This is a genomic window from Mycobacterium hackensackense (assembly GCF_025822555.1).
In the GTDB taxonomy this organism is placed as follows: domain Bacteria; phylum Actinomycetota; class Actinomycetes; order Mycobacteriales; family Mycobacteriaceae; genus Mycobacterium; species Mycobacterium fluoranthenivorans.
On sequence record NZ_JACKUC010000030.1, the window covers coordinates 1,112,074 to 1,124,378 of the forward strand.

Consider the following 12,305-nt stretch of genomic DNA (forward strand, 5'->3'; position numbering starts at 1 on the left):
CACCACATGACGGACACCCGCCCACCTGACACCGGCTGGCAGGCGATCCGAGGTATGCCCGAATTCCGTCGGCTGCTCGAGTTGCGGGCCACCAGTCAGTTCGGTGACGGGCTGTTCCAGGCGGGACTGGCCGGCGCCATCCTGTTCGGTACCGAACGCGCGGCCACACCGACAGAGATCGCGCTGTCCTTCGCCGTGACGTTCCTGCCGTATTCCTTGCTCGGTCCGTTCGCGGGTCCGCTGCTGGACCGGTGGGATCGCCGGTTGGTGCTGGTCGGCGCGAACGTCGGCCGGTTGGCGATGGTGCTGGTGGTCGGCGCCGCACTGGCGTTCAGTGCCGACGATCTGGTGCTGCTGTCCGGTGCGCTGATCGTCAACGGGTTCACCCGCTTCGTCTCGTCCGGGCTGTCGGCCGCCCTGCCGCACGTGGTACCGCGCGACAAGGTCGTCTCGATGAACTCGGTGGCCACCGCCACCGCCTCGGTGGCCGCCTTCCTCGGCGCCATCTTCATGTTGGCGCCACGCTCGTTGCTCGGCGCCGACGACGTCGGCGCGTCGGCGGTGATCTTCCTGGCCGCGATACCGGTGGCCGGGGCGCTGCTGCTCTCGGTGCGATTTCCCCCGCACGTCCTCGGCCCCGACGACACTGCCCGCGCGGTACACGGGACGGTGGCCTACGCGGTGTTCACCGGCTGGTTGCACGGGGCCAAAACCGTGGCCGCGGTGCCGACGGTGGCCGCCACGCTCAGCGGCCTGGCCGCGCACCGGATGGCCTTCGGCATCAACACCCTGCTGGTGCTGGTGATCGTGCGTCATGTCGGTGACAGGGACGTCGCCGGTATCGGACTGGGCACCACGGTGGTGTTCGTCGGCGCCGCGGGTATCGGGGCCTTGCTGGCGACCCTCCTGACCCCCGCGGTGGTCGGCCGCTGGGGCCGTTATCGCGCGGCCAACGGCGCGCTGGCACTGGCGGTCGTCATCCAGTTGTGCGCGGTCACCCTGGCGCTGCCGGTGATGATCGGGTGCGGGTTCATCCTGGGCGCCGCCGGACAGGTGGTGAAGCTGTGCGCCGACAGCGCCATGCAGATCGACGTCGACGACGCCCTGCGCGGGCATGTGTTCACCGTCCAGGACGCCCTGTTCTGGGTCTCGTTCGTGGTGGCGGTGGCAGCCGCGGCGGCCGTCATCCCCGTCGACGGTCGATCGGCGCCGCTGGTGGTGGCCGGCGCCGGGCTCTACCTCGCCGGGCTCGCGCTGCACGCGTGGCTGGGGAGGCGGGTCGGCCCGGCGGAGGACCGCGGCTAGAGTCCACCCCATGGCTGGAGCAGCACCGATCGTCGCCGATCTGCGGGCCGAGAGCGATGTGCTCGACGCACTGGTGGCCGAACTGCCCGTGCAGGACTGGCACACCCAGACCCCCTCCCCCGGCTGGACCATCGCCCATCAGATCGCGCACCTGTGGTGGACCGACCGGACCTCACTGCAGGCGGTCACCGACGAAGCCGCCTTCACCGAGGTGCTCGGCGAGGCGGCAAAAGATCCGCTCGGCTTTGTCGACGCGGCCGCCGAGCGGTTGGCCACCACCGCCCCGGCAGACCTGCTGGCCGGGTGGCGCGCCGACCGGACCCGGCTGCACGAGGCCTTGCTGCAGGTCGAGGACGGCCGCAAGCTGCCGTGGTTCGGACCGCCGATGAGCGCCGCATCGATGGCCACCGCCCGGCTGATGGAGACCTGGGCGCACGGCCTCGACGTCGCCGACGCCCTCGGTGTCCGCAGGGAGCCGACGGCACGGCTGCGCTCGATCGCCCACATCGGGGTACGCACCCGTGACTTCGCCTTCAGCGTGCACGGGCTGGCCCCGCCAGCTGCTCCGTTTCACGTGAAACTTCAAGCGCCCGACGGGGATTCGTGGTCCTGGGGGCCCGACGACGCCGCCCAGTCGGTGACCGGGTCGGCCGAGGACTTCTGCATGCTGGTCACCCAGCGCCGCGCGCCCGCCGATCTGGACGTGACGGCCGTGGGCGACGAGGCCGCCACCTGGCTGACCATCGCCCAGGCATTCGCCGGCCCGCCGGGCGCCGGGCGCGGCTGAGTACGCCTCAGATCTCACTGGCCGAATCCGCCGCCCCATCGCCGTCGCTGTCGGTGAGTTTCACATCCCACTGCCCGTCGGCGTCGCGGTCGGCATAGGCCACCTCCCCCGCGAGCACCCGGTCGGCCAGGCCGTCGGCATCGGTATCCAGCAGCCGGTCATCGGCCTGGCCGTCGGCGTCGAAGTCGACCAGCGGGCCGCCGGTCTGTTCCACCCCGTCCAGGCCGAACCACCGCACCCGCCCGGCTCCGTCGACTGCGACCGCCCATGCGCCCGAACCGTCGTCGGTGAACAACGTGGCGGCCGCGCCCACATCGTGGACAGCGTGGTCGGCGAGTCCGTCCTGGTCCAGGTCGGCCAGCGCGTCGTCGATACCGCCGTCGCCGTCGAGATCCAGGCCGATGCCGTCGACTATCCCGTCACCGTCCACATCGACGACGGGTTCCCCGGTGAACATCGTCGCGCCGCCGTCACCGTCGGCCAGGCAGTAGTCCATACCCTGTCAGACGCATCAGGCCTGCTGCGCGTTCCACCATTCGCGAAGTTCTGCCACCGCTTCGTCGTGCTCGAGGGGGCCGCGGTCCAGCCGCAGTTCCTTGAGGTACTTCCAGGCCTGCCCGACCTGCGGGCCGGCCGGGATGTCGAGGATCCTCATGATCTCATTGCCGTCCAGATCGGGGCGGACCCGCTGCAGGTCCTCCTTCTCCGCGAGCTCGGCGATCCGCGCCTCGAGATCGTCGTAGTTGGCCTGCAGCCGGGCGGCCCGGCGCTTGTTGCGGGTGGTGCAGTCGGCCCGCACCAGTTTGTGCAACCGGGTCAGCAGCGGGCCCGCATCGGTGACGTACCGGCGTACCGCGGAGTCGGTCCACCGCCCGGTGCCCGTCGAATCCGCGTAGCCGTGGAACCGCAGGTGCAGGTACACCAGCTGGGACACATCGTCGACCATCTGCTTGGAATACTTCAACGCGCGCATGCGCTTTCGGGCCATCTTGGCGCCGACCACCTCGTGATGGTGGAAGCTCACCCCGCCGTCGGACTCGTGCTTGCGGGTGTCGGGCTTGCCGATGTCGTGCAGCAGTGCTGCCCACCGCAGCACCAGGTCGGGCCCGTCATCCTCCAGGTCGACGGCCTGGCGCAGCACCGTCAGCGAATGCCAGTACACGTCCTTGTGCTGGTGGTGTTCGTCGATGGCCATCCGCATCTGACCGACTTCGGGCAGCACCACATCGCCCAGCCCGGTCTGCACCATCAGGTCCACCCCGGCGACCGGGTCGGCACCGGTCAGCAGCTTGTCCAGTTCGGCGGCCACCCGCTCGGCGGTGATCCGTTCCAGTTGCGGCGCCATGTCCAGCAGCGCCTCCAGGACCCGGGGCGCCACCGTGAAGCCGAGCTGGGACACGAACCGTGCGGCCCGCAACATCCGCAGCGGATCGTCGCCGAACGACACCTGCGGCGCCGACGGCGTGTCCAGCACCTTGGCGCGCAGCGCCGCCAGACCACCGAGCGGGTCGCAGAACTCCGCGGGACCGTCTTCGCCGATCCGCACCGCCATCGCGTTGACGGTGAAGTCGCGGCGCACCAGATCCTCGTCCAGGCTGTCGCCGAAACGCACCTGTGGATTGCGCGTCACCTGGTCATAGCTGTCGGACCGGAAGGTGGTGATCTCCAGCCGATAGCCGTCCTTGCCGACCCCGATCGTGCCGAAGTCGATACCGGTGTCCCAGAGTGCGTCACCCCACCCGCGCAGGAACTTCAGCATCTGCTCCGGGCGGGCGTCGGTGGTGAAGTCCAGATCCGTGTAGTCGCGGCCCAGCAGCGCATCCCGGACACTGCCCCCCACCAGGTACAACTCGTGGCCGGCGGCGGCGAACGTGGCGCCCAGATCAACCAGCAGGTGCCGGTATCGGCTCAGCGCCAACCAGGCGCCGGCCAGCAGTTCGGCATCGGCGGCGTCGGGAGTCGCGTCGTTCGGCACGGTCGGTGAGTCTAGTGACCGGGCGCGGGACGCCGATCAAGCGCACGAGGAACGAGAGCGCGCTGAGAAGTCGCGCCGTCGGCCGGGGTCGGCCGATAACGACCCGGCGACAGCCCGGCCACGACCGGGCCAGTGTGGCAGGAAGCGCACGCCGCGGCAGCTACTATCGCTTGGGTGTCGGACGGCGAACAAGCCAAACCGCGACGGCGCCGAGGGCGTCGCCGCGGTCGCCGTGCTGCCGGTCCACCCGCACCTGCCACCGAACAGTCCGCCGGAAACGCCGATCAATCGGCCGCCGAGTTGACACCCACTCCGGCCAAACCCGGCCAGAACCGTCCGCAGCGCCAGCCCCGGCGCGCCCAGGAACGACTGCGCACCGTGCACGAGACATCGGCGGGCGGCCTCGTCATCGACGGTATCGACGGGCCGAAAGAAGACCAGGTCGCCGCGTTGATCGGCCGGATCGACCGGCGTGGCCGGATGCTCTGGTCACTGCCCAAGGGCCATATCGAGATGGGTGAGACCGCCGAACAGACGGCCATCCGCGAAGTCGCCGAGGAGACCGGCATCCAGGGCAGCGTGCTGGCGGCGCTCGGCAGCATCGACTACTGGTTCGTCACCGAGGGGCGCCGGGTGCACAAGACGGTGCACCATTACCTGATGCGATTCCTGGGTGGCGAACTCTCCGACGACGATGTCGAGGTCACCGAGGTCGCGTGGGTTCCGATCGGGGACCTACCGGCCCGGCTGGCCTACGCCGACGAGCGCCGGCTGGCCGAGGTCGCGGGCGAACTGATCGAGAAGCTGCAATCCGATGGCCCGGCGGCGCTGCCGCCACTACCGCACAGCTCCCCGCGACGACGTCCGCAGACCCATTCGCACACCCGGAACCGTCGCCAGGAAGACTCGTCCGGCCGGCGGGCGAACGGATGCGGAAACGGCCCGTGAGTTCGGTGGCGGTCCGGCGTACCGGGTCGCTTCGCTCCTGCCCGCCGGTCCACGTCTTCCGCTTCCTCGCCGCCGCAGTACTGCTCATCCTGGTCGCCATCCCCGCCGTCTCGCCGCGCGCGGCCGCCGGTGAGCCGAGTTCCGCGCAGTTCCTGCACCTGCAGATCGACCGGGTAACCCCCGATATCGTCACGACCACCAGCGATGCCGTGGTCACCGTCGCCGGCACCGTGAGCAATGTGGGCGACCGGCCGGTGCGTGACATCGTGGTCCGGCTCGAACATGCGGCCGGCGTGACCGCCGCCCCCGGACTGCGCAGCAATCTGTCCGGGAACCTGGACCAGTACGAACCCGTCGCCGACTTCATCACCCTGGCGCCCGAGCTGCAGCGCGGTGAGAAGGTCCCGTTCACCCTGAGCTACCCGGTGCGGGGCGGCAGCCAGCCCTCCCTGCATATCGACAAACCGGGCGTGTACCCCGTCCTGGTGAACGTCAACGGCACCCCGGACTACGGCGAGCCGGCCCGGCTCGACGATGCCCGCTTCCTGCTGCCGGTGCTCGGGGTGCCCGCCGATCCGACGGACACCGCCGGCACCGACGGGGCCCCCACGGTCGGCGCCGTCGTGGCACCGGACACCACCAGACCGGTCGCCACGACGGTGCTGTGGCCGCTGGCAGATCGGCCCAGGCTGGCGGCCGGTATCCCCGGTGGGACCACGCCGGTGCGGTTGCTCGACGACGACCTGGCCACCTCGCTGGCCTCGGGTGGCCGGCTGGACACCCTGCTGACCGCCGCCGATTTCGCCACCAGCCCCGAAGTGGATCCCGACGGCACCGTCCGCACGGCGCTGTGTCTGGCGGTCGATCCGGACCTCCTGGTCACCGTCAACGCGATGACCGCCGGCTATGTGGTCAGCACCACCCCCGATGGTGGGCTGAACGCACCCACCCGGCCGGGCACGGGCAAGGACGCGGCCGTCGACTGGCTCAACCGGCTCAAAGCGTTGGCGCAACGCACCTGCGTGACGTCCACGGTGTACGCGCAGGCCGACGTGGACGCCCTGGCCCGGGTGGGCGACCCCACCCTGAACACCGCCGCGACCACGGGCGCCGCCGACATCGTGGACCAGATCCTCGGTATCAAGTCGGTCCGCGGCGCCGCCCTGCTGGGCGACGGGCCGATGACCGACCGGACCGTGTCCTTGCTGGCGGCGCAAGGCCCGACGGTCGCGATCGCCGCGGCGCCTCTGACCGCGAGCGGCGAGGACACCGTCGCGCTGGATCCACGTCGCGACGCACCGCAGGTGGTCACCGCACCGTTCGACCCGATGGTCGCGGCCGCGCTCGCCGGGGCCGGCACGGACCCGCAGACACCGACCTATGTGGACTCGTCGCTCACGATCCCGCTCGCCCACGACTCGCAAGTGGCCCGCCTGCAGGACGCGCTGGGATCGCTGCTCTGGCGGGGCCTGCGGCCGGATATCGACCCCCGCACCCAGATCGTCATGCCCCCGCTGGCGTGGAATCTGCGGCCCGACGAAGCCCAGGCGGTGTTCACCGCGATCTCCAGCACGCTGCGCGCCGGTCTCGCCGTGCCGCGCCCGCTGCCGGCGCTGATCGACGAAACCCTGGCCGCGGCCCCCTCGGCGGCCGGACGCCCACCCGCCATCGACGGCAATCCGCGGGCCCGGTTCGACGACGACGTCATCTCCGGTATCGGCTCGACCACCACGCGGCTGTCGGAGCTCACCGCCGCCTTGACCACCGACCAGCAGACCGGCCTGACGGGTCCGCAATACACCGCGCCGCTGCGCGAGGACATGTTGCGCGCGCTGAGCCAGACCGTACCGCCGGACTCACGCAACGGTCTTGCAGAGCAACGACTTTCGACCGTCCAGCGCACGCTCGCGGATCTGACCGGGGCGGTGACCATCGTGAACCCCGGCGGGTCCTACACGCTGGCCACCGAGCGCAGTCCGCTGCCGCTGGCCCTGCGCAACGACCTGCCGGTGCCGATCCGCGTGCGGTTGCACATCGACGCTCCGCCGGGGATGACGGTGACCGACCCCGGCGAGATCGAACTACCCCCCGGCTATCTGCCGCTGCGGGTGCCGATCGAGGTGCACTTCACCCAGCGCGTCGCCGTCGACGTCGCCCTGACCACCGTCGACGGGATGCCCCTGGGTGAGCAGGTCCGGTTGTCGGTGCATTCCAACGCCTACGGAAAGGTGCTGTTCTTCATCACCTTGACCGGCGGCGCCATACTTGCACTGCTGGTCGGACGCCGGCTGTGGCACCGGTTCCGCGGTCAGCCCGACCGCGCCGACCTGGTGCCGCCCACCCGTCCGCTGCGGGCACACCGGCCCGACCCGCTGGACACCGCACTGGCCCACGCCCCGGACGATGACACCCGATGAACGCACCTCAACACTCCCCGCGCCGCGCCGCGCCGCCGGCTCCCCCGCCGTCGCCGCAGCGCACGGAGCTGTCGGATTCAGCAGTCGTATCGCGGTCCTGGGGTATGGCGTTCGCCACCCTGATCAGCCGGATCACCGGCTTCTTCCGCATCGTGCTGCTGGCCGCCATCCTCGGCGCCGCACTGTCCAGTTCGTTCTCCGTGGCCAACCAGCTGCCCAATATGGTGGCCGCACTGGTGCTGGAGGCGACGTTCACCGCCATCTTCGTCCCGGTGCTGGCCCGCGCCGAACGCGATGACGCCGACGGCGGAACGGCTTTCGTGCGCCGCCTGGTCACCCTGGCCACCACCCTGTTGCTGGTCACCACGATCATCTCGGTGGCCGCCGCACCGCTGCTGGTCGACCTGATGCTGGGCAGCGACCCGCAGGTGAACCGGCCGCTCACGACCGCATTCGCCTACCTGCTGCTGCCCCAGGTCATCTTCTATGGCCTCACCTCGGTGTACATGGCAATCCTGAACACCCGCAACGTGTTCGGGCCGCCCGCCTGGGCGCCGGTGGTCAACAACATCGTGGCCATCGTGACGCTCGGGGTGTACCTGCTGGTGCCCGGCGAACTGTCGCTGAACCCCGTCGAGATGGGCAACGCCAAGCTGCTGGTGCTGGGCATCGGCACCACGCTGGGCGTCGTCGCGCAGGCCGCGGTGCTGCTGGTGGCTATCCGCCGCGAGCGGATCAGCCTGCGCCCGCTGTGGGGTATCGACGACCGGCTCAAGAAGTTCGGCACGATGGCCGCCGCGATGGTGCTCTACGTGTTGATCAGCCAGATCGGCCTGATCGTCGGCAACCAGATCGCCAGCTCGGCCGCCGCGTCCGGCCCGGCGATCTACAACTACACCTGGCTGGTACTGCAACTGCCGTTCGGGATGATCGGTGTCACCGTGCTGACGGTGGTGATGCCGCGGCTGTCCCGCAACGCCGCCGCCGAGAACGGCCCCGCGGTGCTCGCCGACCTCTCTCTGGCCACCCGGCTGACCATGATCACGCTGATCCCGATCGTCGCGTTCATGACCGTCGGCGGCCCGGCGATCGGTACGGCCCTGTTCGCCTACGGCAACTTCGGCGAGACCGACGCCGGCTATCTCGGCCAGGCGATCACCCTGTCGGCGTTCACGCTGATCCCCTATGCGCTGGTCCTGTTACAGCTGCGGGTGTTCTACGCGCGGGAGCAACCGTGGATCCCGATCGTGCTGATCCTGGTGATCACCGCCGTCAAGATCGTCGCCTCGGTGCTGGTCGGGCACCTGGTGCAGGATCCGGAGCTGGTCGCCGGCTACCTCGGGCTGGCCAACGGGCTCGGCTTCCTGGCCGGCGCCACCGTCGGCTATCTGGTGCTGCGGGCCAACCTCATGCCGCTGATGCCTCCCCCGTCGCTTCGCTCGCCCCAGGCGCCTCCCCCGTCGCTTCGCTCGCCCCAGGTGGGCCGGATGCTCAGCGTCGACGTCGTCCGCACCATCCTGGTCACGATCACCGCCTCTCTGCTCGCCGGGCTCGCCGCGCACGTGGTGGATCGCCTCCTCGGCGTCGAGAAGCTCACCGAACACGGCGGAGCCGCCGGATCGCTGCTGCGGCTGCTCATCCTCGGCGTGATCATGCTGCCGATCATCGCCGGCGTGTTACTCGCGGCCAGGGTGCCCGACGCCCAGGCCGCGCTGCGCGCGGTGCAGCGGCGGCTCGGGCGAGTGCCCGCCGTGCCACCGGCACCGGGTATCTCCCAGCGCCCGGGACGTCCCGTCAATTACGCTGTTCAGAGCAATTCGTATGCATCTCAGCGCCCCGCCGGGACGGGCACGCGGAAAGGAAATATGGTGGCCGACCAACCCGGCAGCGGGTTCTCTCCCGGCGCTGACTCTCCTTTGGAGACAAGCGCCGGTTCCGGCGCGACCACACGCATCCCCACCGCCGGGTCCGATTCCCGGCCCGCGGTGGCAGATGACCTTCAGCCCGACGTCCCCGCCCGCGAGGCCCTGCCTTTCGATCCGCCACGTGAACCGGCGATCGAGACCACATCCCCGCCGGCCGGGGATGACGACGTACACCTCATCCCCGGCGCCACCATTGCCGGCGGTCGGTACCGGCTGCTGGTCTTCCACGGCGGGCCCCCGCATCTGCAGTTCTGGCATGCCCTGGACACCGCCCTGGACCGCCAGGTCGCGCTGACGTTCATCGATCCCGACGGTCAGCTGCCCGAGAGCCAGCTACAGGACATCCTCAGCCGCACCTCCCGGCTGAGCAAGATCAACTCACCCGGCATCGCGCAGATCCTGGACGTCGCCCGGACCGCGGTCGGCGGTTTGGTGGTCTCGGAGTGGATCCGCGGCGGCTCCCTGGCCGAGGTCGCCGAGACCACACCCTCACCGATCGGCGGGGCGCGCGCCATCCAGTCACTGGCCGCCGCAGCCGAGGCGGCCCACCGCAGCGGCGTGGCGCTGTCGATCGACGATCCCAGCCGGGTCCGGGTGAGCATCGAAGGCGATGTGGCGTTGGCCTTCCCCGCGACGCTGCCCAACGCGACGCCCGAGGACGATATCCGCGGGATCGGCGCGGCGCTGTATGCGCTGCTGGTGAACCGCTGGCCGCTTCCCGAAGCCGGCGTGCACAGCGGCCTGGCCCCCGCCGACGTCGACAGTGCCGGGCAACCCGTCGAACCGCGCTCGGTGGATCGCGACATCCCGTTCCAGATCTCGGCCGCCGCGGCACGCGCGGTGCAGGAGGGCGGCGGCATCCGCAGCGCCCCCACCCTGCTGAACCTGTTGCAGCAGGCCACCGCCGTCGCCGACCGCACCGACTACATCGCGCCGGTCGCCGGAACCGAACCGCCCGCCAACCCCAGCCCGTTCAGCGCGGTGCGGGCCAACGACCCGGAGTCCCTCGCGCGCCGTCGCAAGGGCCTGATCATCGGGCTCTCCGCGGCCGCCGTGATCGTCGTGATCGCACTCGTCGTACTGGCGTCGGTGCTCAAAGGCATCTTCGGGGACGTCGGCGGTTCGCTCGACAAGGGCGACCTGGGGCTCAACGCCCCGAGCAGCACTGCCAACGCCGACGCCGGAAGTACGGTCAAGCCGGTGCGCGCCACGGTGTTCTCGCCCGAGGGCGAAGCCGACGCACCGACCCTGGCCGGGTTGGCCATCGACGGCAATCCGGCCACCGTCTGGCCCAGCGACACCTATTCCGACCCCAACCCGTTCCCCAATTTCAAGAACGGGGTCGGTCTGATGCTGCAGCTGGCGCAGCCGACGACAATCGGATCCGTCACTGTGAACACCACCGGCACGGGCACCGCCGTCCAGATCCGGGCCGCCCAGTCCGCGAACCCGGCCAAGCTGGAAGACACCACCGTCCTCGCCCCGGCCACCCCGCTGAAGAAGGGGGCCAACACCATCACCGTCGAGAACGCCTCCCCGACGTCGTATGTGCTGGTGTGGATCTCCACGTTGGGCACCGTCGACGGGAAGAACCGCACCGATATCTCCGAGATCACCCTCAAAGCCAAGTCCTGACGGTTATCCCCAGCCTGTGCATTCCTGAAGGCGCAGGTCAGCGCCTTATCCGGACATGTGCCAGAAGATCTGTCGGGAGGACCACCGCGGCCTCACTAGGGTTCGGCTGTGGGGAGTTTCGGGGGGAATTCTGGCTGGGAACGCACGGATGCGCAGTTGCTGGCGGCACACGTCGCCGGCGACCGGTTCGCTTTCGAGGAATTGTTCATCCGGTATCAACGGCCGCTGTACCGGCTGGCCCGGTTCACCACCCACAGCCCGGAAGACGCCGGTGACGCCCTGCAGGACGCGATGCTGTCCGCGCACTGCGCCGCGGCGACGTTCCGGCATGGTTCCTCGGTCAGCAGCTGGCTGCACCGCATCGTGCTCAACGCCTGCCTGGACCGGTTGCGCCGGCGCAAGGCCCGCCCCACGACGCCGCTCGAGGACGGTGACGGGCCGGCGCACGACGCCACCGCACAGGTGGACACCGCGATCGTGGTGGAACAGGCGCTGATGCGGCTGCCCGTCGACCAACGTGCCGCGGTGGTGGCCGTCGATATGCAGGGATTCTCGGTGGCCGAGACGGCCCGGATGCTCGGTGTCGCGGAGGGCACCGTGAAGAGCCGCTGTGCCCGGGCTCGAGCCAAGCTGGCCCGCGCCCTGGCCGAACCGGCCGAGCGGGCCTTGCCGGTCGCGCCATGATGGAGCGGTGCAGAGTGCTGAACCGGGAGAGGACCGGGTCCGGGCGGAACTGGCCGCGCTGGCCGCCGATCCCGATTCGGCACCTGAGGTACCCGCACCGGTCAGCGCTCGGGTGCTGACGGCGCTGCGCGCGGCTGGACCGGCCCACACCGACCGCCCGCTGCGCTGGCGCCGGACCGCGCTGTGGTGCGGAGCGGGGGCGGCGGTGCTCGCCGCCGGGGTGGGTGCGGTGGCCTTGATCGACACCTCGGCCCCGGCCCGCAGCACCGGCCCCACCGCCGAATTGATCACCGTCACCCGGCGCAGCGCCCCGATGCCACTCCCGGATGGCGAGATCCTGGCGCTGCTGACCCGGCCCGCCGATCTGGGTGCCCTGGCGGACCCGCAGCGGTGGTCGGCATGTCTGAGCGGGCTCAGGCGGGACCCGGCCACGCCGGTGCTGGGTGCGACTCCGGTCACCGTCGACGGCCGGTCCACGGTGCTGGTGGTGCTGCCCACCGGAGAATCGGGACCGGTGGACAGCGTGACGGCGGTGGTGCTGGACGCCGGTTGTGGTGCTGCCGACACCCGGCCCCTGGCCGAGAAGACACTGCACCGTCCCTAGGGCGCGGTGCGAGATCACCTCCGGG

The 12,305-nt window shown here is 70.5% G+C and carries 9 protein-coding genes; 7 read left to right on the plus strand and 2 right to left on the minus strand.

From position 1 onward, the window contains the following. Positions 1-6: 6 nt before the first annotated feature. Both H7J86_RS14770 and H7J86_RS14775 read left to right on the plus strand, forming a co-directional pair. A complete protein-coding gene (locus H7J86_RS14770; protein ID WP_267291806.1) occupies positions 7-1,305 on the plus strand; it encodes an MFS transporter in 1,299 nt (432 codons plus the stop codon). A gap of 10 nt (positions 1,306-1,315) precedes the next feature. Further along, positions 1,316-2,092, plus strand: a complete 777-nt coding sequence (locus tag H7J86_RS14775) for a TIGR03084 family metal-binding protein (RefSeq protein WP_267291808.1) — start codon at positions 1,316-1,318, stop codon at positions 2,090-2,092. A gap of 7 nt (positions 2,093-2,099) precedes the next feature. Here H7J86_RS14775 and H7J86_RS14780 read toward each other — a convergent pair whose 3' ends face one another. Both H7J86_RS14780 and H7J86_RS14785 read right to left on the minus strand, forming a co-directional pair. Beyond that, positions 2,100-2,588, minus strand: a complete 489-nt coding sequence (locus tag H7J86_RS14780) for a pullulanase (protein WP_090359511.1) — start codon at positions 2,586-2,588, stop codon at positions 2,100-2,102. A gap of 15 nt (positions 2,589-2,603) precedes the next feature. Beyond that, entirely contained in the window at positions 2,604-4,067 is a 1,464-nt protein-coding gene (locus tag H7J86_RS14785; protein ID WP_090359513.1) for a CCA tRNA nucleotidyltransferase, read from the minus strand. Positions 4,068-4,241: 174 nt separating this feature from the next. Between H7J86_RS14785 and H7J86_RS14790 the strand changes: the two genes are divergently transcribed. From H7J86_RS14790 to H7J86_RS14810, 5 genes are all read left to right on the plus strand, one after another. Continuing rightward, complete coding sequence (locus H7J86_RS14790) at positions 4,242-5,015, plus strand: NUDIX hydrolase (RefSeq protein ID WP_090359515.1); 774 nt, start codon at positions 4,242-4,244, stop codon at positions 5,013-5,015. Positions 5,016-5,020: 5 nt separating this feature from the next. Further along, complete coding sequence (locus H7J86_RS14795) at positions 5,021-7,432, plus strand: hypothetical protein (RefSeq protein ID WP_372517302.1); 2,412 nt, start codon at positions 5,021-5,023, stop codon at positions 7,430-7,432. Next, entirely contained in the window at positions 7,429-10,992 is a 3,564-nt protein-coding gene (gene murJ / locus H7J86_RS14800; protein WP_267291810.1) for a murein biosynthesis integral membrane protein MurJ, read from the plus strand. The genes H7J86_RS14795 and murJ overlap by 4 nt, the downstream gene beginning before the upstream one ends. Before the next feature lie 108 nt (positions 10,993-11,100). Next, a complete protein-coding gene (gene sigM, locus H7J86_RS14805) occupies positions 11,101-11,676 on the plus strand; it encodes an RNA polymerase sigma factor SigM (RefSeq protein WP_187097539.1) in 576 nt (191 codons plus the stop codon). 7 nt (positions 11,677-11,683) lie between these two features. Then, on the plus strand, positions 11,684-12,280 hold the full coding sequence (locus tag H7J86_RS14810; RefSeq protein ID WP_090359521.1) for an RsmA family anti-sigma factor: 597 nt from the start codon (positions 11,684-11,686) through the stop codon (positions 12,278-12,280). The last annotated feature ends 25 nt before the right edge of the window (positions 12,281-12,305 follow it).